The organism is Xaviernesmea rhizosphaerae (assembly GCF_001938945.1).
GTDB classification, from domain to species: domain Bacteria; phylum Pseudomonadota; class Alphaproteobacteria; order Rhizobiales; family Rhizobiaceae; genus Xaviernesmea; species Xaviernesmea rhizosphaerae.
In genome coordinates this window covers 1-22803 of the sequence record NZ_MKIO01000047.1, presented here as the reverse complement: position 1 = coordinate 22803, position 22803 = coordinate 1, and the positions used below count along the sequence as shown (strand labels likewise).

The 22803-nt window shown below is 59.3% G+C and carries 22 protein-coding genes; 9 read left to right on the top strand and 13 right to left on the bottom strand.

The annotated features are described in order from the left end of the window. The first annotated feature begins 118 nt into the window (after positions 1 to 118). Positions 119 to 754, top strand: coding sequence for an SOS response-associated peptidase (locus tag BJF92_RS23310; RefSeq protein ID WP_075637158.1), 636 nt, complete (start codon positions 119 to 121; stop codon positions 752 to 754). 297 nt (positions 755 to 1051) lie between these two features. Here BJF92_RS23310 and BJF92_RS25845 read toward each other — a convergent pair whose 3' ends face one another. Genes BJF92_RS25845 through BJF92_RS23295 form a run of 3 tightly spaced genes read right to left on the bottom strand, consistent with a single transcriptional unit; the run spans position 1052 to position 3392 of the window. Beyond that, complete coding sequence (locus tag BJF92_RS25845; RefSeq protein ID WP_075637157.1) at positions 1052 to 1897, bottom strand: hypothetical protein; 846 nt, start codon at positions 1895 to 1897, stop codon at positions 1052 to 1054. An 8-nt stretch (positions 1898 to 1905) separates the two neighbouring features. Continuing rightward, positions 1906 to 2598, bottom strand: coding sequence for a hypothetical protein (locus BJF92_RS26190; protein ID WP_245294876.1), 693 nt, complete (start codon positions 2596 to 2598; stop codon positions 1906 to 1908). Next, a complete protein-coding gene (locus tag BJF92_RS23295; protein ID WP_075637156.1) occupies positions 2598 to 3392 on the bottom strand; it encodes a TIGR04255 family protein in 795 nt (264 codons plus the stop codon). The genes BJF92_RS26190 and BJF92_RS23295 overlap by 1 nt, the downstream gene beginning before the upstream one ends. A 240-nt stretch (positions 3393 to 3632) precedes the next feature. On the opposite strand from BJF92_RS23295, the gene BJF92_RS26490 reads away from it, so the two are divergent. Continuing rightward, on the top strand, positions 3633 to 3851 hold the full coding sequence (locus BJF92_RS26490) for a DUF6998 domain-containing protein (RefSeq protein WP_425356487.1): 219 nt from the start codon (positions 3633 to 3635) through the stop codon (positions 3849 to 3851). Between the two features lie 77 nt (positions 3852 to 3928). On the opposite strand, the gene BJF92_RS23290 is transcribed toward BJF92_RS26490, so the two are convergent. Beyond that, positions 3929 to 4129, bottom strand: coding sequence for a hypothetical protein (locus BJF92_RS23290; protein ID WP_158032264.1), 201 nt, complete (start codon positions 4127 to 4129; stop codon positions 3929 to 3931). A 70-nt stretch (positions 4130 to 4199) separates the two neighbouring features. Then, positions 4200 to 4388 (bottom strand): hypothetical protein, encoded by a 189-nt coding sequence (locus BJF92_RS25410; protein WP_143524181.1) that lies wholly within the window; start codon positions 4386 to 4388, stop codon positions 4200 to 4202. Positions 4389 to 4527: 139 nt separating this feature from the next. Between BJF92_RS25410 and BJF92_RS23285 the strand changes: the two genes are divergently transcribed. The 3 genes from BJF92_RS23285 (at position 4528) to BJF92_RS25405 (ending at position 8299) form a co-directional block, all read left to right on the top strand. Next, on the top strand, positions 4528 to 5670 hold the full coding sequence (locus BJF92_RS23285; protein WP_078058354.1) for an SH3 domain-containing protein: 1143 nt from the start codon (positions 4528 to 4530) through the stop codon (positions 5668 to 5670). 130 nt (positions 5671 to 5800) lie between these two features. Further along, the gene (locus BJF92_RS23280) at positions 5801 to 6994 is read left to right on the top strand and encodes a COG3904 family protein (RefSeq protein ID WP_245294875.1); all 1194 of its coding nucleotides are present in this window, start codon (positions 5801 to 5803) and stop codon (positions 6992 to 6994) included. A gap of 348 nt (positions 6995 to 7342) precedes the next feature. Next, positions 7343 to 8299, top strand: coding sequence for a hypothetical protein (locus BJF92_RS25405; RefSeq protein ID WP_143524180.1), 957 nt, complete (start codon positions 7343 to 7345; stop codon positions 8297 to 8299). A gap of 571 nt (positions 8300 to 8870) precedes the next feature. Here the strand turns inward: BJF92_RS25405 and BJF92_RS23270 are convergent. From BJF92_RS23270 to BJF92_RS23245, 6 genes are all read right to left on the bottom strand, one after another. Next, on the bottom strand, positions 8871 to 9137 hold the full coding sequence (locus tag BJF92_RS23270) for a hypothetical protein (protein WP_245294874.1): 267 nt from the start codon (positions 9135 to 9137) through the stop codon (positions 8871 to 8873). 21 nt (positions 9138 to 9158) lie between these two features. Further along, the gene (locus tag BJF92_RS23265; RefSeq protein WP_075637152.1) at positions 9159 to 10370 is read right to left on the bottom strand and encodes a tyrosine-type recombinase/integrase; all 1212 of its coding nucleotides are present in this window, start codon (positions 10368 to 10370) and stop codon (positions 9159 to 9161) included. Positions 10371 to 10786: 416 nt separating this feature from the next. Further along, complete coding sequence (locus BJF92_RS23260; protein ID WP_075637151.1) at positions 10787 to 11467, bottom strand: SGNH/GDSL hydrolase family protein; 681 nt, start codon at positions 11465 to 11467, stop codon at positions 10787 to 10789. A gap of 110 nt (positions 11468 to 11577) precedes the next feature. Next, positions 11578 to 12798 carry an acyltransferase family protein gene (locus BJF92_RS23255; RefSeq protein ID WP_143524179.1) on the bottom strand — a complete coding sequence of 407 codons (1221 nt, stop codon included), beginning with the start codon at positions 12796 to 12798 and terminating at the stop codon, positions 11578 to 11580. Between the two features lie 108 nt (positions 12799 to 12906). Next, entirely contained in the window at positions 12907 to 14109 is a 1203-nt protein-coding gene (locus BJF92_RS23250) for a glycosyltransferase family 4 protein (protein ID WP_075637149.1), read from the bottom strand. A 142-nt stretch (positions 14110 to 14251) separates the two neighbouring features. Next, positions 14252 to 15334 (bottom strand): acyltransferase family protein, encoded by a 1083-nt coding sequence (locus tag BJF92_RS23245; protein WP_078058351.1) that lies wholly within the window; start codon positions 15332 to 15334, stop codon positions 14252 to 14254. Between the two features lie 258 nt (positions 15335 to 15592). Between BJF92_RS23245 and BJF92_RS25675 the strand changes: the two genes are divergently transcribed. Beyond that, positions 15593 to 15766 carry a hypothetical protein gene (locus tag BJF92_RS25675; protein WP_158032263.1) on the top strand — a complete coding sequence of 58 codons (174 nt, stop codon included), beginning with the start codon at positions 15593 to 15595 and terminating at the stop codon, positions 15764 to 15766. Positions 15767 to 15770: 4 nt separating this feature from the next. Next, a complete protein-coding gene (locus BJF92_RS23240; protein ID WP_075637148.1) occupies positions 15771 to 17201 on the top strand; it encodes an SGNH/GDSL hydrolase family protein in 1431 nt (476 codons plus the stop codon). A 67-nt stretch (positions 17202 to 17268) separates the two neighbouring features. Here BJF92_RS23240 and BJF92_RS23235 read toward each other — a convergent pair whose 3' ends face one another. Then, the gene (locus tag BJF92_RS23235; RefSeq protein ID WP_078058350.1) at positions 17269 to 18081 is read right to left on the bottom strand and encodes a metallophosphoesterase family protein; all 813 of its coding nucleotides are present in this window, start codon (positions 18079 to 18081) and stop codon (positions 17269 to 17271) included. A 240-nt stretch (positions 18082 to 18321) separates the two neighbouring features. Next, positions 18322 to 20529 (bottom strand): polysaccharide biosynthesis tyrosine autokinase, encoded by a 2208-nt coding sequence (locus BJF92_RS23230; RefSeq protein WP_075637147.1) that lies wholly within the window; start codon positions 20527 to 20529, stop codon positions 18322 to 18324. Between the two features lie 511 nt (positions 20530 to 21040). On the opposite strand from BJF92_RS23230, the gene BJF92_RS23225 reads away from it, so the two are divergent. Together BJF92_RS23225 and BJF92_RS23220 are read left to right on the top strand one after the other, a co-directional pair. After that, positions 21041 to 21781: a serine O-acetyltransferase gene (locus BJF92_RS23225; RefSeq protein WP_075637146.1), complete on the top strand. Its 741-nt coding sequence runs from the start codon at positions 21041 to 21043 to the stop codon at positions 21779 to 21781. 353 nt (positions 21782 to 22134) lie between these two features. After that, the coding region (locus BJF92_RS23220; protein WP_210187607.1) for a polysaccharide biosynthesis/export family protein at positions 22135 to 22803 on the top strand (669 nt) is incomplete at its 3' end.

Below are 22803 nucleotides of genomic sequence, written 5' to 3'. Positions count from 1 at the left end.
CCCGCGGGCGCGGCAAGCGACCGTCTGGAGAGCATCCAGCTGTGAGAAAATTCGCCGCTCGATAGACGCCGACACCTATGACACCCTGCAAAAGCATGGGAAGCGCTGGGAGGGCGGAATGTGCAATCTGTACAATGTGAGCACCAATCAGGAGGCTTTGCGGGCCTTCCGCCAGGCCCTCGATCGTCTCGGCAACCTTGAGCCGTCGATCGATATCTACCCCGATCGCCCGGCGCCGGTCCTGCGACGTACACAGGACGGCGAGGCTTGGGATCGACTGACATGGGGCATGCCCACGCCGCCGTCGATCCTGGGCGATAAACCGGACACAGGCGTCACCAACATCCGCAACGTCACATCGCCGCACTGGCGCCGCTGGCTCGGGCCGGAGAACCGTTGCGTCGTGCCCTGGACGAGTTTTTGCGAATGGGAAGACACCAAGCCGAAGAAGCGCAAGCGTTGGTTCGCGATCAACGATGACAAGCCCCTCGCCTTCTTCGCCGGCATCTGGACGGATTGGAAAGGGACGCGCGGATCCATGAAGAATCCACGCGAAGGAGAGCATCAGCTCTTCGGCTTTCTGACGACAGAACCGAATGCGGTGGTCAAGCCAATCCACCCTAAAGCCATGCCGGTCATTCTTACCACGGCAGAGGAGGTCGATGTCTGGATGCGGGCAGACTGGTCCGAGGCAAAGGCGCTTCAGCGGCCGCTGCCGGATGACGGGCTGGGGCTTTTCCCGGCGGAAGGCTGATCATTCTTCCGCGCGCTCGGGGCAATTGCGCCGACCAGCTCCCCATTGCCGCCAGATACTGTATCTCGCTCCACACATTCCGATCCCGATGAAGACGCGGACGGCCTACTTTTGTCGTGCATGCAAAAAGCGGGGCGATGATAGCCCACTCTCGAAAATGGAGAGCTTAAGATGACCGGTCGGTATGAAAAACTTCCCTACTGGCCCGCTGCCCTGAACGCCAAGATAGCGGCGACGCTTGGGCGGGCGAGGATGATGGCTGCCAGACATAGAGAATGCCGTCAGGCCTAACGGCTCTCAGCTTCGCTCGTCTGGCCTCATCGAGATGAAGTCCAGATCGACGCTGTAGCTCTCTTTAATATCGCGGCCCGAGAACTCGTCGAGCGTCCCGACAACGATGAACTCGTCCTCTTTGATAAAGTCTTCCGGCCAGTCCCACTTCCCAGCTTGGGTATCGAGTTCTTTGCGGATAGCCTGACGCGTGGTCTCCCTTTCTTTGTCGCGGTTCACGACAGCGAGAAATCCGATAACCGAGCCCTTGCTTTCCAGATCAGGATTTCCGCGAACACGGAACTCGTCGATCGCCTTGTAGATGTTGCCGTTTGCCCCGCTTGACTTGTGTGCCTCGCGTGCCCGCTTTCTCAGCTGTCTAAGCGGACCGTTGCTGAGCCAGTCCGGGAATGCGAAACGGCCGTAACGTCGTTCGAGCGATTGCTGAAAAACACTCCTCGCCGCATCATCTGAGAATCCGTCGCGTCGCTCCAGCAACAGCAGGGCGCGCTTATGCACCGTCGCGGTCATGCCAAAGTCGACCACATGGTCATCTGCCACGGCTAGATCGAGCTTGCCGTAGGCAGGCGTCACACCTGCATGTACCTCCTTCAGGACATCAGGAGGCACGACGACGATCGGGCAGATCGATACGTATTCCTTGCGTTTGCCATAATTCACGATATCGCAGGTCTGTGTGATCACGATCCAACCGCAGGTCTCGATAGTGCCGACGTCGAGGCCTTCGTCGTCGGTCTCGAAGATCAACGGAATATGGTTTCTCTGGAGCGTGAAGTCACCTTGACGCCAGCGCCCCAGAGCCTTGTATTCCTCATCGGTCAGAACATCCGCCGCGCCATCAGAGTCTGCCATATGCCCGTCTATCTGGTCTTGAGTTTCGTTCTCTTGATTACCTTATTGGGAACGAAACCAGCGCTACGGTCAACATCCTCGTCATCTACGGCGGCGATACGGTCTGTCCAGTGATCCTGGCGTCCGCTCGGCTTCTGCGGCTGCATCTGTGTCCATGTGGCCGTCGGCCTTCCACGTCCCTTGCCCGCAAGTCTCCTGGCGACCGAAAACTCTCTTGCCACAATCATGGAAATGACCGAACGACCCGCGACTTCACCTTCGAGAACCGAAACGGTCTCGGCCTGGCTTCCTCGATCGATGTAGGCGAGCGTCTCGTGAAGTTGCGCGACGTCACGGGCGTTCTCCAGCTTGACCGGTTCGCCTTGCGTCCAGTTATAGACGGTCTGACGCGTACAGCCGAGCAACGTGCCGATCCTCTCCCAAGAGAATCCCGTGATCCTCTTGATGGTGGCGAGGTACATCGGGACGTTCTTCTGGTCGTCGGCGACGGTGAGCACATTCGCGCGAGAGGCAGTGCCGCTAAGGAGCGGCGTTCCAGCGGTCGGCAGCGCGACGATCGTCGAAGAGCTGGAAGTCGCGCGCTGTGCGATGACCGCGAGATTTCCTAGAGATTGATCGTCCATGATGATCAGGTTGAAGGAACCCCCGTGTGACGAGGAGCCTCTGCCCCATCCTAAAGGTTTGCTTCTCAAGGCTGACATCAGGCATCCTTTCCGAATTTCGCGAGGAAGTGATCATTCACACACCAGCGAAAGAAATTATAGGCTCGATTGGCCAGCTCGTGAGTGATGCCTGCCACTTTATTCGTATCGTATTCCAGAAGTTCCGATTCGTAACCAATGTAGGAATCGACATCGAGGAACCAGGAAGCATTTTCGACGGGAGGCATGATCTCGGGATCATGGGTCCCTTGTTCAGGCAGATGTCCCCATCTTGCCAAGACCATCCCCTCTTTCGATCTCGCCTCTAGTTCCGACACCATGTGGCGCACATTCGGCAAACGTCCCGAGACTTCCGACATATGCCGTTCCAGCAAGTCATCCACGTTCAGTCCGCCTGTGACCTGAACTTGATCAACGTACCGAATGCCGATCCGGGCGACATGGCTCGGAGCCACGGTCTCGGCTAGATGGCCGAGAAGCTCCCGGTACCGATCGGCAAAGTCGTTTCCAGATTCGTACTTTTTCGTTTCGAGCGACATGAAGTTGGGGGTTAGAGAGACACGCCAGACGTTAGCCGCATCGAGAAAACGATATACGACGGACGGTGACATCGACACGCCAGTCGGGCCTAAGACTATATTCTGCGTGCCCTCTTCGACGAACCTCGGATAGCGCTTCCTTATAGCCTTCTGAAAACCTGAGACAAATATCCGATCAGGATTGACCGTGACGTCGGGAAACCGAACCTGGGCGATCACCCTGACCAGGGGCGCGGACTTCAACGGAATATGATCAATGAAATCACCCTGTAGCGGATCGAATGTTTTGCTCATATCGCGCTGCCTCTTCGCTGATGGCCCATGTTATAGCGATGTAAAGTACGACGTAAAGTGGGATAATGAGCGGCAAGTTTCAACATTCCATCAAATCGCCGATTATTACCTTTACGTAAGAAAATTACGGCGCAAATGCCAGGAACCCTGAAGGTTTGTGACAGGACGTATTTTTATAAGGCAGGAAATGGATAATGCAGTTTCAGTTACCGCCAGTGAACACCGACCTCGTCCTCGCCAATAGCCGCCTCCGAGTTCACGCTCGACGGCAACCTGATCGGCGACGTCGGGGAAGCTGCGGCGGCCGAGCGGTTTGGCCTCAAGCTGTCACCGCGCAACGGCACTGGTATCGATGGTCATGCGCCTGACGGCCTTCGGCGCGCTCGGCCGGCAAGTCATGGCAGTCTGAAACACAGGAACAGTTTCAGGTTTTTTCAGGTGCGAGGTGAGGTTTTGTGAAGTCCTTCCTGCGGCCTGCATTCAGGACTGCTATTGCCAAGGTGGGCCGCGGCCGCAAGCTGATGCGCCGCAGGACCTCAATTGACCGAGAGCGCGCCATAGACCCTGGCGTCCAGTCGCGGCCCCGCATCGGCCATGAACGCCAGCGCCGCGTCCTTGTGGCGCACAGCGAATTCGAGAAAGGACCGGTGAAGCTCAGGCTGGGCCATGGCTTCTGACGTCGCGAGATTCTGCAGGAGCAATTGAACCACCTTCATCAGCGCAGACGCTTCCGCCAACGTTCGGTATGGCGCCTTGTCGATCATGTCGAGCGCGCCAATCATGACCCTTTGAACATTCTCGCCGCGGTCACTGCGCGCATTGTCCTGTGCCTTCGCCCCGGCAGTCCGCAAATGCACCGAACGCCTGCGCGATCTGGCGGTAGGGGTCCGCCACCTCGGCCGGCGTGACGGACGATTGCGGCCCGCGCTTGCCTCGCGTGAACAGGAGATAAAATTCGGGAAAAACAGGATATTTGCAACTGGGGGTGGACTTCATACACGCATCAAATTTATAGGAATTTATAGATTGGCATCTGGCGCTTGCAATCATAGGGTCTTGGAAACGCTGGAGCTTTGCGGAGCACTTGCTCGTTAGGGCGCTATGCAGTTGATAAGCCGTCGCCAAGGGTCTTCGCATGTTGCTCAAGTTTTCACTTGTAATGACAGCCGCCTGGCTCGGCATCTCCGTCTGTCAAGCGTCGGCCACGCTTGCGTACACCGTTCAACAAACAGACGCGGGCACCAAGTTCGTTATGGTGGAGGGCACATTCGAGTTTTCCGACGATCTGACGCAGCTGCGCGATCTGCTCATTCGGGAGCATCCTTCCTTCATCGGGTTTGACAGCCCCGGCGGCAACGTGGCGAAGGCCATTGAGCTGGGCCGCATGATCAGGTCGTTTGGCTTGATGACTTTTCAGGTCCGGAAGGCAGAGTGCGCCTCAGCGTGTTCGCTCGCCTTTTTGGGTGGAACGGCACGCTCCGCAGAGCCTGGCTCCATCGGTGTCCACAAGTCCTCCTTTAGCGACCCCCAAGGCATGCATGTCGACGACGCCGTATCCGCGGTTCAGCAGACTACGGCCGAGATCATCGGATACATGTCCGAAATGGGAGTCGACCCCGGCCTGCTGCAGCTCTCGCTCTCGTATGACAGCAACGACATCCGCTATCTTTCCGGCAGCGAAATGAGGAGGTTCAGGGTAACCACTCAGGATACGCCCGTGAGAGTTGCCGAGAAGGCTCCAGACGCTAGACCTGCCGTTAGTGCTCCCCAGCCAGGCCAAGCCGTGAAGGCACTTCCTTCGCTTAACGTACCTATCGCCCGCGACGGCATTGTCCGGCACCCAAAGGGAGTAGCGCCTTTAAAGGCGACGGAAAGCGTAGACGCCAAGACCGTAAGCCAGTTCGGCAATGGAACGAAGGTCGATATCTTGGATGGTCGCGGCGACTGGTACCGGGTATCGAGCGGAGGCAGGGTTGGCTACCTTCATTACACTTGGGTCCGCGTGGCACAGTTCGAGGAGGGCGAAGGAGATGGGCGCTACGTCCAGGTCAAGAGCTTTAGCTCCCTTAATGAGGCTACGGCTTTTGCTCACAGGTCGTCGGTGCCTCTCGCTGTTCATCTCGCTGCGAATGGATGGTTTGCCGTGACGTTGAAGGACGTTTACGCAGCACAGGAGGCGAAGGACGTCGCTGGAGCCCTTAAGGCGCACGGGGTGATCGCAAAAGACTCGATTGTGACGCTTGGAAATACATATGTGAGAAAGGTCTGCTGTGACTGATCTCACGAAGATGGTTCCGCGGAAGAGATGGGGACCGGCACGAAATGGATGTAAGCTACTGATCGGTCTGTGCGCCGCCATGCTAGACGTTGGCGTCGCATCAGCTGCACTCACCTACGAGCGGCTCACCTTGGACCAGGTAGGACGTCTTCTTGTCATTAAGGGCGAGTTTGAGCCGTCCGACGATCCGATGAGGCTGGTCGCAGAGTATGCGCAGTTCCAGCCGACACTCATTACATTCGACTCGAACGGTGGAAGCGTCGTTGCCGCAATGAAAATGGGGCGCGCAATACGAGCGCTTAACGTGAATACCATACAGATCCGCTCATCACAGTGCGCCTCCGCCTGTGCACTTGCATTTCTCGGAGGCGTCAAGCGGTCAGCCGAAGCCGGATCAATCGGCGTCCACCAGGCCTTTTTCTCCGACGACGTGGGCGTAGATCAGAAAACTGCAGTCGCAACGGTTCAGGCATTGACGGGAGAGATTATCGGGTATCTGTCAGATATGGGCGTCAGCGCCAAGCTGCTACAGCTCAGCCTTTCAATCGAAAGCTCAGACATGCGCTACCTCACCAGCGCGGAGATGCGTGAGTGGGGGATTGTGACGGTCGACGCTGCGCCTGCTGCTGCCCAAGCTGGTTTCGTGTCTGTAGTACCGGCACCTGGCTCCTCGTCGTCGCCTCCATCAGAGCAGGCCGCGAATTTGCCTGCCGCTTCAAGCCCTGCCGATCGCGCCGTGGAATTCGTTCGCCGGTATCACGATGCATGGTCGGACGGGAATTCTACTGCTCTTACCTTCATGCGAGGCGCCTATGAAGATCAAGTTGACTTCTATGGCAAAGTCGTTGGAAGGGACGTTATCATAAAGGAAAAGACGACCTTCGCCCAACGTTGGCCCGAGCGGATATATAGCTTGAAGTCAGGCTCAGAAAGCGTTCGGTGCGCCGAAAATTGCAATGTCTCCGGTGTGGTCGAGTGGTTCGCTCGCAGCAGGGAAAGGGCGAAGACCTCATCCGGCATGGCAGAGTTCTCGTTTGTCTGGAATCCCACAAGTGGAAAGATCGAGTCGGAGAGCGGAAAGGTGCTCGCTACCGATAAGGGCGCCAAGGCGCCGGATCGGGTGATCAACCAGTGGCATGTCGAGAACAGTAAGTGCCGCGGGAGCACGAACGCCGACAGCCCCAAGACGCAGCAGGCGTGCAAGCGGCGAGAAGAAGTGGGGGCGATGCTTGACCGGATTGGCTGGTGCTATGGCCACAAGGAGGAGTATGGCTACCAGATGAGATGGCACGTCTGCGATGCCAACTCGAACCGTCCACAGTAAGCTCATCGAGGACCATGAAGTCGAGGCGGAACACTGTGTCGTCATTGCATCGCTCAGCACACCGAAACCGCCAAACTCAACTAGGTAGAGACACTTACCTATCTCTTGGACGTTCGCACCAAAATCTTCAAGGGCATCCCAACAGCCAGGTTGATGACCTATTAGCCCTGGGCCTAACCGCTTACTATTGAGCACCGCGCTTAGCGGCCACCCAGATCCCGGACGCGGGTGACAAGCCCTCAAGGACGGACTCAGTTTTGAAGGTTCACCCGCCAGCACATAAATTCCTACTCAGATTTTAGAGGCCGGTCTCCTTTCAGCGACTCGACTCCTTCTTTCTGGAGCTAGATGATCGTCTTGACTATTGTATTGTTGGGGAGGGGCGAGGTGTCAGGAGAAGCAAAAGTTAGATGGGGAGTTGAAACCCCACGAGGTTTTTTTGAGCTTTTCTCCGTGATGCAACGGCCTGCTGACGATCTTTTGATAAACTTCCGTTCTGCCGACAACCACGAGGATCATGATGGTACCGACGTCGGAATAGTTGCCGAACGAATTAGCGTGCACCCGAGTGACGACAGCTCCGGCACCACCATCAAATATACAGGTCCCTTAGCCGATGGACGATACCAAACAGCATCAGCTTTCATTGAAGGCCCGAAGCAGCGACTCCTTTTCCCGCTTTGGGCACAGTACGTGCCTAGGCTGGACAAAAAATACGCTGCCAACCCTCGATCAAAAGATCAGTTAATCAAATTGGGATGCTATGATGATCGCAAGACCTGCATGGTGTTTACCGTGTTTATCTCACACACGAATCGTCCGGTTCCTCTCTATCCAGATCGCTGGGGCAACGTTACAGTACACGACTTTCGCCGTTTCAGAGTGCTGGTCTATTCAGCGTTTATACCCTTTCTTTCGCTCCCCGGTTATGATTTTTCTTTAGTCGCAACTAGCCCTTTGCAGGTGACACAGTCTCCGCAGAAGCCCCAGAGTGGTGGCGCTATCTCATGTACCGACCAGGAGGCACAAATGCTTATTGACTGGTTCGCTACATCTATGTTGCGGAAGTACAATACTCGTCTCGCTAAGCTTGTGGAAAGTTTTCCAACCGGAAGCACCAACATCGCGAACGAAGACGCTTCAAAAATGACTTCAATGCTTTTAGTCGCGCCTCTTGAAGATCTAGAAGCGTCGCAAGATCAGCTTCCACTCATCTTCATTCCCAGCTTACCAGCGACGCAAGGCGCTGAGGGCTTCGTCGTAAGTATCGGGAGTAAGGCCGTAGGGAAGGTCTACCCGTGTTGATCAGTGACACGTTGATCAACTATTAGGGGAAGGTTTCCTTCGCAGCGACTGTGCAAATCGCTAACCACCAGAGACCTTGGACGCGGCCGGCCGCCGCTGTGGCGCTAGGAGCGCCGCGTCTCGCGCCGGCGGCTAGGATGGATACGGGAACTGGGCAAACTCCTCATACAGCGGCGGGTCGGTGTACGTCGGCGGCAATTATCGGAAGAATGGAACGTATGTGCGCGGGCATAGCCGAAGGCGATGAACGCCGAGAGTCTGGTTCGGGCCGTGGAGGCCTTTGCAGCCGGCGCCTCTAACCTTCGTATAGTCTCACCGGCCGCATATCGTGCTGCCTTTGACCTCACTGCTGCGACGGCGATGCATGAAACAATCGACAAGTTTTTGTCTCTGGTCCAGGGCCGGACGTATCGGCGGTCGTTTCACAGGCAATGACCGGCAAACAGTTGTGAGCGTTGGCCCTGACTATGGCTTCATCGCTTCAAACCGGCAGATTTCTGCACGCGCCACTTCGTTGTGTGCCGACGATCTTCCAGCTATCCGCCGTGCCCCTCCGATCTGCCAGAACGGTCTAAACAAGCAACTGGCACTGCACCGACCTCGTGACGGCCGGCGTGACGTCGGTCGCCGGCAGCGTCATGAACACGGGCGACGTCCGGAAAACGAACACGCGGCCGCCCTCGATCGGGTAGGCATCATCGGGCAGCATTCCCGTCCTTGCCTGGAATTCCGCCATGGTCGCGCCATTGTAGGCGTTGAGCCTGTCATCAAGATCGGCATTGATCTTTGCGTCATGCTCTTCAGCCGTCTGGCAGCCGGCCAAAATGCCCAAAAGCAAGATAAGCCTAACCCGTCTCATTCACCCACCCCGCTGCGCCTTCAATTGAACCACGTTGCCTCCCTTGCGGGGCTCGCAATAGTTCGCCCATGCGACCATCAGCTTGCGGCGCTTTTCCAGGGCATCGCCGCGCCGATATGCCCGCTCGGTTTGATCACCGACAACGTGCGCCAGCGCAGCTTCCGCCACCTCACGGGGAAAGGCAGTCTCTTCGCCCGCCCAATCGCGGAAGGAGGATCGGAAGCCGTGAACTGTGAAATCCACATTCATCCGCCGCAGCAGCATATCCATGGCCATAACCGAAAGCGGGCGCCCTTCCCTCTGGCCTGGAAACACGTAGGTGTCCGGACCGGCGTTGAGGGCCGAAAGTTCCGTCAGGATCTCGATGGCGCGAGCCGTCAGCGGAACGCGATGTTCCCGCCCGGCTTTCATCCTATCCGCCGGTATGACCCAAAGCGCCGCTTCAAGGTTGATCTCTCGCCACGTCGCGCCGAACGTCTCGCCACTGCGAGCCGCCGCCAATATCGTGAACTCCAGCGCTCTCGCTGCAATGCCGTCACGGGTGCGAAGGTCCGCGAGGAAGGCCGGTAGATCCTCATAAGGCATGGCGGCATGGTGGCCACGTGAAAGCTTCCTGCGCTTGGGCAACAGGTTCGCCAAATGCCCGCGCCAAACAGCGGGGTTCTCGCCGGTGCGATGTCCTTTCGCCTTCGCCGCATCCAGGACGCGCTCAATACGTCCACGGACCCGGCTCGCCGTTTCCGGCTTGGTGAGCCATATCGGCTTCAGCACCTCCAGAATGTCTGCCGTCGCTATCCGGTCAACCGGCTTTGCCCGCAGCGGCGCGGCATAGACCTTCAACGTCATCTTCCATTGGTCGAGATGCTTTGCGTTGCGGAACTGCGGCGCCATCGCGTCAATAAAGTCGTCCGCTTCCTCGCCGAACGTAGGAACGGCCACCGGCGCGTTCCGCTTCGCTTCTATCGGATCGACGCCGGCTTGAAGATTGGCGCGTGCCTCGGCAGCGAGCTCCCGAGCACGGGCAAGCGTTACGGCGTTCAGGCCGCCAAGGCCCATCTCGCGAAGGCGATCGTCGCGACGGTAGAGGAAAACCCATCGCCTGGCACCACTCTTGTCAACGACCAGATACAGCCCGCCGCCGTCACCGTGGCGGCCAGGCTTCTTTATCGCGGTGACAGCGCGAGCGCTCAGTTTGTTCAAAGAAAGAGCCATTTTCGCCCCAACATTTACCCCAACAGGTGACCGAATTCTAAGCCATTGAAGGGTAGAGCGAAATATGGAGTGAGTCACTAAGTTATTGACTTATATATATACTTTTGATCATAGGTGATAACCATTTTGCAACAGTATGGCGGACTCTCTGTCCGCCACCCTCATTTCACCGACGTCTCTGAACACCCAACATTTTTTTGGGACGCCTCAGCCTGAACGGCTTGTCGACGTGATGATCGGTTCCTACTCACCCGAGCCCAGCATGGAACGGTTCACAGGCAGGTGCGCGGCTTCTGCGATTGAGCTCCAGGCCTTTTTTGACCGGAAGCCGAACAACGCCAGATGCATCGAAGCAAAGATTGAAATCGTGCCGATGCGGCGGGGGAGGCTTGTCGCCCCCGCCGCAATTATGAGCTTTACTGGCAGCGCAGATGCGCCGCGATGGCCTTGGCAATGGCGATGTTGGCCTCAGCCGAGAGATGCACCCAGTCGGGCGTGAAGACCGGAGCCCCAGGTGTCAGCGCCTGCCGGGGATCGATCACGAGAAGATCCTTCTCGCGGCCAAGCGCACGGACCACCTCGCGATAGGGCGCGATTCGGGCGTCGGCCTGGGGATCGCCGATCGGCGGCGGCACAAGCAGCAGCACCTGCGCGCCCTGCGCCTGGCGGCGCTCGATCATCAGCCGCATGACCGCGTGGAACATGTCCAGCGAGACGATACCGGTCGGTGCCCCGCCATAGTTCAGCGCATCGTTGGAGCCATACATCATGATGACGAGATGATCGCCCGAGACAGCCTGCCAGCGCACGAGACCATCCACCGAGCGATCACCGGGAAAGCCGCGGTTCACCACGCGCGCACACCCCCCAAGAAGTTCGGCCAGCGTTTCGGGATAGGGATGCTGGCTGCGGGGGAAGGTGGCGCCGTTGATCTGGGTTTGGCGGCCGGCGGGCGAGGCGTCCATGCCATAGGTCAGGCTGTCGCCTTCCGCGGAGATGGAACCACCGGCCGGAATCCGGATCTGGTCCGGCGCCGCCTGTGCCATCTGCTGCAGGGCGCTCAAGGCCAAAAGGACGAGCACAAGCCTGGACAGCATTTTGCCTTGAAAGGCGGCTGGCGCAGAGGGGCGGCGGGCAAAGATCGCTTGAGCCGCCGTTTTCCGGACGAGACGCATGAAGAGGGCTCGACGTGCCATGGGTTGCATTCCTATAGAGCCGGCTTCTGATAAAGCCGGCGCAGCCGGAGGGCCGGACGCTCGATATAGATCCAGGAAATCAGCGCGAAGCTCGCGGTAAGAACCACCACCAGCGGCGCGATGAGGGCAAAGGACACCACGCGCGATCCGCTGACCATGGGAACGATCAGGGCGACGAGCATCTGGGTGATCGGGAAGCCATAGAGATAGATCCCGTAGGACAGGTCGTGCTTCATGATGCGATCGAACCAGTCAAACCGCATCATGCCGATATAGACGGTGCAGTAGGCGAGAAAGACACCGCTTAACGGGCCGAGCACATTCATCACCGTCATGACGTAATAGGCGGCGGCGGCAACGAGAAACAGCCCGCCATGCAGGGGCAGATGCCGCGCGATCAGCCGGAGATAGACGCCGACGAGAAAGAGGAACACGATGTACCAGCCGGCGAAGCGCGTCGTGTCCTGGCGCACATTGAACATTTCGGGATTGAGGTAGTTCCACAGCGTCATGGCGAGGATGATTACCAGGGCGATCGCCGACATGGCCCGGCGGTAGCGTCCCTGCGGCGCGAACAGGCCGAGCACCATCATCGACAGCATCAGCACATAGCACCACAACTCCCAGGGCAGCGTCCATAAATTGGCATTGACCATCAGCGGCCAGGGATTGGTGACGAAAACGCCCGGAAGCTCGAAGGTGACATGGCCGAGAATATTGCCGAAATAGCGGAAGAACTGGCCGTTGGAGAGATAGTCCTGAAGCGGCAGATGGGTGAAGATCGGCCCCAGGATAAGCGCGCAGAGCGTGACCTCGACGGCCAGAGCCGGCACGATCCGCAGGACACGATTGCCGACGAAGGAGGGGATGTTGCTGTTGCGCATGGCGCTGCCGGCAACCAGAAAGCCGCTGAGAACGAAGAACATGCCGACGAGCGAGAACAGACCCGGCCGCAAAAGCTCCGTGACGATGTCGGACAGATGCATGCGGTCCATCGCCCAGAGACCCGTGCCCTTGAGGCTTTCATAGCCGTCACCCGGCACGGCTTTGGGCAGGAACACCGCCATTCCAGGCTGGCTTTCGTCCTTGACGAGCTCCGCACGGCCGAACAGACCGAACACCGCCACGCGGCAATGATGCAGCAGGATGGCCAGCGCCAGCGCATGCCTGAGAAGATTGAAGCCGGGCCCAATCCATCTGTTTTCTTGGAGTTTGTCTTCGACGGAAATCATCACGGATCGGGAGCCCAAGGCTAGGAGTGAATTGGTCTTGCGGGACGCGCGGTGGATATAAGCAGCCCGTCTCGCAACGCACAAGCATTCATCGATCCGTGCCGCGGCTCACCGCTGCCTCCGATCCGCCATGGCGACATAGATGGCTTCGTAAGAACTAACCACATCGTCGAAGGAGCGTCTGAGCGCGCGCTGTTCGCCGAGCGCGTGATGCGCCCGCGTGAGAAGGGAGCGGTCCTCCACCAGGCGCCGGATCGCGCTGGCCATGCTTTCAGGCTCCGGCTCGGAAAGCCATCCCGTTCTGCCGTCATCGAGGTTTTCCGGAATTCCGCCAAAAGGGGTCCCAATGGCCGGCCGGCCGGCGGCCTGGGCTTCGATCAGCACGAGCGGGCCCGGCTCATGCCAGATCGATGGAACGGCAAGAACTTGAATTCTTTGATAAAAGCTTGGCGGCGCAACATAGCCGAGAAATTCGATATCGACCCCGGGCGCGACCTGCCTGAGCTCTGCCTGCTCCTCGGGCGTTGATTTTCCCGCCAGAAGCAGGCGAACGGATCCTGGTTCGAGCCGGCTGACGGCCTCCAGCAGCAGGCGGATACCCTTTTCCGCCGAGAACCGGCCGATGTAACCGATGATCAACGGACCATCGGTCGTTGGCAGGGGGGAATAGGCAATTGATTCATCCGGTGCATGGCGGATGACGTGCTGGACGGCCCCGGCGAACAGGCCTTCCTGCCGGTGGATATCCAGCGTCTTCGCGCTGACCCCCACAACCGCATCGACCAGCGCCGTCCGGCGCCGGCGCACGGACGTGAGCAGCGCACAGGATCCGCAGGTCGCTTCGCAATCGTGCCCTTTGTTGAAGCGGGAGCAGCGCGGGCATGTGAGATAATAATCGTGCAATGTGTGCACGATCGGCAGGCCCTTTGCCTTCGCCACCTGCCAGACATCCGTGCTCAGACCGTTGAAGGTGTGCGAATGGAGGAGGTCGGGCCGGAAGGCGTCCAGACAGTCCGCCGTGGCGGCCGGCGCGCGATAGCGGTCGTCGATTGCATGCCAAGCCAGGCGCAGCAGCGGGTTTGCGGGCTGCCGGAAAGGCGGGAAGAGATTGCGCACCGGCAGGTAGCGCACAAGGATGCCATCCACCGTCTCCGTATGCACCCGGTCGTCCGGCGACACGCGCAGAATCAGGATCTCGTGCCCGCGCGCGCGCAAGGTCTGCGACAGCTGCCGGACATAGATCTCCGCACCGCCGACAACCGAGGGCTGAGCCGGGGTGGGATAAAGCGCATTGGTGATGGCGATCCGCATCGATAAGCTTCTCCTTGGCCGCATGACATACGGCTATGCCGATCACCGCGGCTCATCCCGTCCTCGCGAAGGCCCGCGAACGCGTGTCCGGACTTTCGGTCTAAGAGAAGTCGCTGCGGCTTTGTGTTGCGTTCCGCCCGCGTCAGGGCAGGCTCGCCTTTTCGGCGAGCGGTCTGGGGCCCGGCTGATCGAAGGTGCGGTTGAGGAAGCGCGTAATCGGGCGCTCCACCAGCAGATGAACCAGAAGAGCGACGATCACCGTCAGCAGAAGCCCGAGCCAGAAAATGCCCGTCAGGGACAGGCCCATCTTCAGGCCGAGCGCTCCCAGGAGCTTGATGGTGAACGGATGGGTCAGATAGAGCGCGTAAGAGGCGTCACCGCCCAGCGCGAGAAAACGGCTGAACGCATTGTTCGGCGCGGAAGGGCCGAGAATGGCGGCCGTGGCGATCACGATTGCGGGAATGCCACCCGTTACGAGCCTGGGCACGACCTCGTAGCTTCCTGTCTGGAAGAACAGAACCGCAAGCCCGAAACCCATCACGATCAGCGCGATCATGGCCACGATGCCGAGCCGCCTGTTGCCGAGAAAGGCCATTGCCAGGACGATACCCAGAAGAAACTCGCCAATGATCGTGTCGCCCCAGAACCGGATCATCCAGAGATCGGCGGGAACGTGGGGCGCGATCAGCATCAGCGCGCAGAAGCCGGTGAACATCGATGTCAGGCCAAGGCGCCGCGGCAGAAGCAGCGCGAAGGCGAAGACGACATAGAAGAACATCTCGAAATTCAGCGTCCAGCCCAGAGACAAGAGCGGCCCCATCTGGCCGTCGGCCCTCGGCCAGGGAATGAAGGCATAGGAGGCGATGATATGCGCCGGATTCAAGCCGTCATTTCGAACCAGCTGACCCGCTATCAGGATCGAGAGCAGCATCAACGTGGTGCAGATCCAGTATAAGGGCACGATGCGGATCAGGCGCCGACGCAGGAAGCGCGCCGGACTGCCCGGCCGCGCAAAACGGTCATGCATCAGATAAAACATGATGAAGCCGCTGATGACGAAGAAGATGTCGACGCCCACGCCCCAGTCGAGAGGATGGAACAACGCGAAAGGGCGGCCACTGGTTTCGCTGATGTGCTCGACCTCGATGCCGACATGGGCAACGACCACAAGAAGCGCCGCAAGGAAGCGCAGGATCTGCACATTGACGAGATAGCGAGAAGCCATTGCGGATCCTGTCTGCGGCAGAGAATGTTCGGCCGGGCGCTTGGAGGCGCGTTGCGCCGGGGACGGTCTTGCGGCGCACTATAAATTTTTGACGGCATCAAAACAATCTGGAACCGACGGATGCGGGCCTTTCCGGCATCGCCAACAATGTCCAGACATGATAAAAAATAGGTATTTTTTCTTATTTAGGTTCTAATTCCTTCAACCTCCCCGGATGACCGCCGCCTCGTATCCTTCACCCGTCACCAGGAGGACGCCATGATCTCAATTGCAATCGCTTTCACCGGACCTGCGACCACGGCGGTCGCTGCCCGTCAAAATACCGCTGCGATGACACTCGAGCTGACCGGCAAGCAGCCTTCTGGGGACCACACGCTGCTCTCGGGCCTGGGCCCGGACGCGGCACGTTTCACCCTTAAAGGAAGGTTCTAAAACCATGGCCGGAGAAATCGAACAGGCGGATATCCGCGCGCTGACCCATGTGCTGGGGCATGACGAGCAAGGGCTTTTCGGACGCAACACCATCGGCAGCATCATCGCACCGCGCTCGCTCAACATCATCGCGGCGATCGGCGACAGCACGGTCGAACAAATGCATCTCGATAGCGGCGTCTATCGCAACCGCTCGGCTTATAACCACTTCTTCATCGGCAATGCGCTGGCCGGCAACCCCGTCGCCAGGGCCTATAACTTTGGCAAGTCGGGCGAGCGCACCGACCAGACGCTGGCGCGGCTCTCGGCCGCACTGGCGACGGATGCCGGCGTACTCTACATCAGCGAGGGGATCAACTCTATCGCCCAGGCACCCTACACCCATGCCGTCAGCGGGGCGACAGTCGCAGCCGACCAGGTCGGTGCCCAGGCCTTTGCCGACACGTTGACCAAGGTCGATGCAGCGCTGGCCAAGGGCATGCGTGTCATCGTTGTGCTGTGCCATGGCGCCGCGAACTATACGGCCGCACAGATCAAACAGCTCGTGATCTACAATGCCGCGCTGCGCCGTCTTGCCGAACTGCGCCCCAATGTCTGGCTGCTCGACGCGCCGTCCATCCTGCACGATCCCAGCACGACACCGAATAGCCTGGCCTTCCGCACAGGCTATATGCGCACGGGCGAGGCGACGCTGGTGCATGAATCTGCCACGGGCGCCTATTTCGTCGGAAAACTCTTTGCCGGCGTCCTACGCAATATCCTGCGTCTCCTCCCGCGCAACAGCGTCGACGGTTCCAATCAGCGCGTCAACGGGCTGCAGCTCGTCAACAACCCGTTGTTCAACGCAACCTCGGGAAATGCCGGCACCATGGGCGCCGGCGGCTCCCTGGCATCCGGCACTTCGGCGCTTCCCTTTGAATGGAATTTCCGGCGTGTGACCGGCGACAGCACGACGACCTTTACGGTCGGCGTCGAGCCGAATGCGGAGGGGAACGGCAACGACGTGGTCATCACCTACAACGTCACCACGGCCGGCGGCGGCGTGCGCATCAATCAGGATCTCGCCGGCACCAGCCCGAATGGCGATTACTGGCCTCCCGGCACGATGCTCCAGGCTTTCGGCAAGACGACGGTGATCGCGGGCGCCACAGGGCTTGCCTCCGTGCAGCCGATGATCGAGATGAACGGCACGCTGAACGGGGTGAGCACCACCCAAGTCACCCATGCTCTACTGAATGATACCTCGCATGGACTGTACCCCTCGACGGAGGGCTTCTCCATGGATCACGCCTCGGAAGTCCTGACGGTACCGGCCTATAGCGCTCGTGCCTATCTCTCCTTCCGGGCGCTGGAACTGGTCTGCGCGACGGCGGGGACCGGCACGGTGCGGGTCAACATGCCGCAGCTCGCGGTGCGCTCGACCCTCATCATGTAAAGACAGCCTCGGCCACGGCAGGGAAGCACCGCCTCCCTGCCGTGGCCCGGCGTCTCGCGTCGATCCCTCATTCACCGGAGGGTGGAACTGGCAGAAAATCGACCGTATTTTCCTGCAATTTCAGAACAGTAAGGCGCCCGGAGCGATAGCAACCCGTATCGATCCCGATGCGCCCCTCTGCGAAGATCGGTTCCTTGACCACGGTATGTCCGTGCACCACAGTCACTGGCAATCCCGGCCCGGTGGACAGAAAGGGCTCGCGGATCCACAACAGGTCTTCTTCCGTCTGGTCTTCCAAGGGGATGGACGGCCTGATCCCGGCATGGACGAAGAGATGTTGGCCATAGGCAAGGAAGACCGGCAGGCCGGCGAGGAAATCCACGTGATCGGATGGAATCAGGCGCAGCATGGCCTCGCTCAGGGCGGGCAAGCCGCCGCTGTGCAGGAGCTTGGTGGCATCGATCCCGTAGGAACGAAGCGTTTTGTCGCCCCCCATCTCCAGCCAGTGTCGATGCTTTTCGGGACGACGAAGGAAACGAAGGAACAGATCGTCGTGATTGCCGCAAAGGGCGATGCGCTGCACTGAAGGCGGTGTCGGCTGCCGTAGATGTTCTATGACCTGTGCGGAATGAGGGCCTCGATCGACATAGTCTCCCAGAAGCACGATCGTGCCCGCACGATTTTGACGAGCAAGGTCTGCGAAGATACACAGCTCCGCTGCCCGCAAGGCTTTCAGGCATCCATGCACATCGCCGATCGCATAAAGAACATGTCTTGGATCAATTTGCGGGAGAAAAAGCCTGCTTCGCCTGTCTGACGCGGCTCGAGATTGCGACCGTCTAAATCCCGCAAGGCCGTAAAGCAGGCGTGTGATGTTCATGGCCTGCCTTGCACCGTAACGCCCAAAGCGTCAAGGACCGGTGACAAACCGCCCGGGTCCAAGGCATAGCGTGAGCATGCAGCACGTGACAAAGCAACCATTCCTTAGCGCATCGGGGTGAAAAGCGGCTCCCGCTTCCCGCTCCGATGCGTTAGCTTTGATGGACGTCCAGAGCACGCGGAACACACCGACAACTCAGGCTCATCCTTGCCTTAATTCCAGGAAGAGAGACGCTGGAGCTCAACCCTTCTGGTAATAAGCCGAATAGGCCGCGTGATAATATTCGTCGGATCCTTCAGTGGCATAGAGCCGCATCTTGTCGAGATCGACCTTGTTCATGACCACACCAAGGCATTTGTCGGCGATCGCCTGTTCGGTCCTCAGCGTGTTGCGAACAAGCCGGCGTGAAGTCCGACCCCACTCGATCACGTAAAGGAAGCCGTCGATGCGCGGCGCAGCAGCACGCGCATCCACGACCGGCCCGAGCGGCGGAAGATCCATGACGATATAGTCATAATGGTGCGACAGCTTCTGCAGAAGCTCGCCCATGGCTGCCGATGCCAACAATTCAGAGGAATGCGGCACGCGCTGGCGAACAACCGCCGGCAGGAAGGACAGCCGTGTCGTCGGATTGACCAGCATTGCCTGCATGGGGTCCTTGTCGGCCAGCAGAACGTCCAGCAGTCCCACCGTCGCATGTCGACCGATCGCACGCGTCAGTCCGGGATTACGCAAGTCTGCATCGATCAACACGGTGCGAGCACCCTGGTTTGCCAACAGCTCAGCGAAATTGATCGAGATTGTCGATTTTCCTTCGCCGGGCAGCGAGGAAACAATGCCGATTGTTTTGCAGTTCTTCCCCGTGATCGACATGTCCGCGGAGATCTTGGCGCTGCGCAACGCCTCGGCGAAAGCCGAAAGTGGATGATCCAGGACATAGTTTGAAACGGCGTTGCCCTTGCTGATCAGGCGGGGATCGGCAGGCGCGCCCGCCTGATCGGCATTACTATCCCCCTTGAGCAGGGGCGCATTGCCGAGGAACTCCAAGCCGAGTTCCGACCGAACCTGCGTCCCGGTCCGGAAGAAGCGATCGCGAAACTCACGCAAGGCCCCAATACCGGTTCCCACGGCAGCGCCCATGACCAGAAAAACGGCAAGAACGAGGGGTTTTTTCGGGAAGCTCGCCTTTTCCGGCGGCATGGCGCGCGAAATGATACGGTCCTCAGTGACGGGGAAGGTCTGCTGCTGGATCGCAACCTGATAGTTCTGCAGGAAGTTTTGGTAGAGATTGCGATAGGTCTCGTTTTCCCGCTCCAGCTCGCGCAGCTGCACCTGCGTCTCGTTGGCGCTGGCGCTGACAGAACTGGCCTGGGATACGCTGTCCTGCAGGCTCTGCTCCCGTGCTTCGGCCACCTTGAGGTCGCTTCTGTAGCTCTCTGCGATGCGGTTCAGTTCCTCGAACATGAGCCGCTTGTATTCCGCCATTTCGGCCCGGAGGCGAACTGCCTGCTGGTGATCCGGGCCAAGCTTCTTCGAAATTTCGCCTTCCATTTTGGCGGCATCGAGATATTTCTTGCGAAGTTCCGTGGAGACGGAGCTGTCGAGAACGTCTGTCACGATCGCGTCGGATTGACCGTTTGACAGAATGCTTTCGATGCGCGCCAATCGAGCCCGGGCCCGCGCGGTCTCGGACTGGGCTGTGATCAGGGCAGTGTTGAGTTCCGTCAATTGCTGCTCGGACACCAGCTGCGTGCCCGTCGAGACGAGATTGTTGGCGGCCCTGAAGCGCTGCACGGCCATATCGCTCTCGAGCACCTTCTGGCGCAGTTCCACGACACGCTCTTGAATCCAGTCACCGGCGCGCCGGGCGGAATCATATTTCGAGTTCAGCTTGTCGAGAACGTAAGCATCCCCGATCGCATTGGCCACGCGTGCGGCAAATTCCGGCGATGGAGAGGTGAAGCCGACATTGAGCACATAGCTCTTTCCGACACGCACAACCGACATATTGTCCGACAGCTTCTTCAGGGCATCCTGACGCAGCTTCTCCGGCGAGTTGTCTTCCGGCTTACTGCCCATCAGGGCGGTGATTGCCGCACGAACTGGCGCGAGCAGCGTGCTGATCAAGGAAGGCTTCTCCTTCATGAAGAAGGGATCCTGATCGAGCTTGAGCTTGTCAATCACCGCGTTGCCCACGGCTTCAGAATTCAGCACTTCGATCTGACTCAAAAGCGCGTTCTCGTCTTCGACGATGCTGCCATTGCCGTTCATCGCCAACTGCTCGACGAACTGGTTCTTCATGCTGCCAATCAGCAGGCTCGTCTGCGCGGTGTAGAGCGGCAGTGCTGTCACCAGATACGCGATACCGCCGGCAACAGCCAAAAAAACGCAAATCGCGACGACACGCCACTGGCGTCGCGCGATGCCGAAAATCCAATCCAGCTCCATCGCATCGAAACGATTGTCTGCAGGCCTGACCGCCGGGGAACCGTTGGAAAAATCACGGTGATGAATCTGCACTGTCACACCTCGTTGACGTCGTTCGGCGGCGTCGGCCGCGGCAAGCCGCACTGCATGCGTGCGCACCTTCTATCTTTCACGCTTTCACGGCTGAAGCGAAGCGCACAGCTCTCCAATCCCAGCCGCTATCTGTGTAACATCATCCAGGGATCTTTATCCGTCGCCCGGGCCAACTTGTCGATAAGATTCGCTTCGACAACGACACGCTCCCTGCATGCGCAGCCGCGAATGTGTCGGCCACGGCTGACCGGCATGCGCGAGCCCTGTCCGTCCCGCCGCCCCGGCTCACGCCGCCTGGTCTTGCGCTCACAATCTTATTCGCTAGCAAATGCAGGCTCACATGCGTACCCATAAACCGCATCGCTTCTTGAAATCGGCATAGCAGATTTTTGCTGCACTGCAAACGCCGTATTGGCAACCGCTTTTCCAAAACGATAGGATGCCGGCCTTTCTGGCGGGGGCCTGCTTTTACTACCACATCCTGGCAGATCTTTCTCTTGCCGCGCACGAAAAAAAATGGTGCAACGCGATAGCTTCCCGTCACCATGAGAGCTGTCTGAAAATGGAGTTGCACATGGAGGTTCGCGAGACACCTCTCAGCAAGATCAAGGCCGACCTGAAAATGTTCGCGCAGCGGGAGAGGAAGAGGCTTTCCTTTCCCTTCGCCTTGCGCATGTTTTTGCTTACACCCGGTTTCCAGTTCGTCTTTTCACTGCGCCTTCAGGAAATGGCAGCGCGCATCCCGCTTATCGGCCGGCTGCTGCGGCGGATCATCTGGTGGGCAAGCTGCCTTTGCTTCAGTTCGGAGATAGCCATTGGGGCGACAGTCGGTGGCGGATTTTATACGCCTCACCCGTTCGGGATCGTTGTCGGCACCGCGACGATCGGACGCGACGTGACAATTCTCCAGAATGTGACCATCGGGCGAACCTCGCCGGATTCGGAGCACGATGCGATCATCGGCGACGGCGTGCGCATTTATGCCGGCGCCGCCGTTCTGGGCGCGATCACGTTGGGCAGAAATGCGGTCGTGGCCGCTAATTCCGTGGTGCTCAAAGACGTGCCTGACGATTGCGTGGCGATCGGCGCCCCCGCAACGATCCGCCCCAGAAAGAGCGCGCCAACCTCCACCGCAGCTCAGCCGTCCGAGCTGCTGCCGAGCGCTTCACAGGACGTGTGAGGCGCGGCCTGCCCACGCGTGCGCGTCGATGGATGGACGACAACGACGCGCTGCCGGCCCAGAAAGAGGACGCATTGCGGCCGAGCAGATTCTCGTGCACCTGCAGATGCAGCGAGGGCAGCCGGCTGAGGCGCCGTCTTCGTACATCAAGCCTGTGTGGCGAGCAGACAACACGACGCCAGAAAGCGTTGCATTCTTGTCACAGGCTCCGGCGTAGCTTGCGGGTCGGAGATTGTTGTGATTTAGCAACTGGCGCTCTGAGAATTTGCCGTTCTTGCAGCTGCAAAGGCTGGTTTTTCTTGGTGATCCTGCGCGCTATGCCGCATGAAGGCCTTAGGAAGTTAGGGGCATCGATGCTTATGTACAGATTCTGGATCCTGATGGGCGTGTCCTGCCTGACCCTGTCCGGCTGCACGTCGACGCCGACGGCCGGCCCCTCCTTTGGCCGGGTCGAGGCGCAGGCATCGGTCAAGGTCAGCTCGCCGAACAAGGACCGTCGCGCCGGCGTCGATTACGCGCTTGTCGACATCAACAAGACCGTCCTGGCTCTTCTGCAGTCGATCACCACGGCCGACAGCTTCCGCGGCTTCGGCGCCGGCCGCGGCCCCGCCCCCAATCTCCCGCTCGGCCCCGGCGACGTCATCCAGGTTTCCATTTTCGAAAGTCAGTCCGGCGGCCTGTTCGTGCCCGCCGATGCCGGCTCCAGGCCGGGCAATTACGTGACCATGCCCAACCAGACCGTGGGCAAGGATGGCACCATCACCATCCCCTATGCCGGACGCATCCCGGTCGCCGGCCGCAGCGTCGAGGCCGTGCAGAGCGACATCCAGAAACGCCTGCAGAACCGCGCGATCGAGCCGCAGGTGGTCATTTCCAAGATCTCCACCAAGTCGGCTCAGGTCGCCGTTCTGGGCGATGTCAACGATCCCGCCAAGATCGAGCTCAACGAGGGCGGCGACCGTATCCTCGACCTGCTCTCCCAGGCCGGCGGCCTGTCGACGCCGGGGATCGAGACCTATGTC

What these genes read in the sequence shown, in the direction of transcription:
- BJF92_RS25675 (WP_158032263.1), top strand. Translation starts at nt 15,593, where the DNA reads ATGATCTCAATTGCAATCGCTTTCACCGGACCTGCGACCACGGCGGTC.
- BJF92_RS23240 (WP_075637148.1), top strand. Translation starts at nt 15,771, where the DNA reads ATGGCCGGAGAAATCGAACAGGCGGATATCCGCGCGCTGACCCATGTG.
- BJF92_RS26190 (WP_245294876.1), bottom strand. Translation starts at nt 2,598, where the DNA reads ATGTCAGCCTTGAGAAGCAAACCTTTAGGATGGGGCAGAGGCTCCTCG.
- BJF92_RS23255 (WP_143524179.1), bottom strand. Translation starts at nt 12,798, where the DNA reads ATGATTTCCGTCGAAGACAAACTCCAAGAAAACAGATGGATTGGGCCC.
- BJF92_RS23225 (WP_075637146.1), top strand. Translation starts at nt 21,041, where the DNA reads ATGCCGGCCTTTCTGGCGGGGGCCTGCTTTTACTACCACATCCTGGCA.
- BJF92_RS25845 (WP_075637157.1), bottom strand. Translation starts at nt 1,897, where the DNA reads ATGGCAGACTCTGATGGCGCGGCGGATGTTCTGACCGATGAGGAATAC.
- BJF92_RS23310 (WP_075637158.1), top strand. Translation starts at nt 119, where the DNA reads ATGTGCAATCTGTACAATGTGAGCACCAATCAGGAGGCTTTGCGGGCC.
- BJF92_RS23265 (WP_075637152.1), bottom strand. Translation starts at nt 10,370, where the DNA reads ATGGCTCTTTCTTTGAACAAACTGAGCGCTCGCGCTGTCACCGCGATA.
- BJF92_RS23260 (WP_075637151.1), bottom strand. Translation starts at nt 11,467, where the DNA reads ATGCTGTCCAGGCTTGTGCTCGTCCTTTTGGCCTTGAGCGCCCTGCAG.
- BJF92_RS25410 (WP_143524181.1), bottom strand. Translation starts at nt 4,388, where the DNA reads ATGAAGTCCACCCCCAGTTGCAAATATCCTGTTTTTCCCGAATTTTAT.
- BJF92_RS23245 (WP_078058351.1), bottom strand. Translation starts at nt 15,334, where the DNA reads ATGGCTTCTCGCTATCTCGTCAATGTGCAGATCCTGCGCTTCCTTGCG.
- BJF92_RS23285 (WP_078058354.1), top strand. Translation starts at nt 4,528, where the DNA reads ATGTTGCTCAAGTTTTCACTTGTAATGACAGCCGCCTGGCTCGGCATC.
- BJF92_RS23235 (WP_078058350.1), bottom strand. Translation starts at nt 18,081, where the DNA reads ATGAACATCACACGCCTGCTTTACGGCCTTGCGGGATTTAGACGGTCG.
- BJF92_RS25405 (WP_143524180.1), top strand. Translation starts at nt 7,343, where the DNA reads ATGATCGTCTTGACTATTGTATTGTTGGGGAGGGGCGAGGTGTCAGGA.
- BJF92_RS23230 (WP_075637147.1), bottom strand. Translation starts at nt 20,529, where the DNA reads ATGGAGCTGGATTGGATTTTCGGCATCGCGCGACGCCAGTGGCGTGTC.
- BJF92_RS23295 (WP_075637156.1), bottom strand. Translation starts at nt 3,392, where the DNA reads ATGAGCAAAACATTCGATCCGCTACAGGGTGATTTCATTGATCATATT.
- BJF92_RS23250 (WP_075637149.1), bottom strand. Translation starts at nt 14,109, where the DNA reads ATGCGGATCGCCATCACCAATGCGCTTTATCCCACCCCGGCTCAGCCC.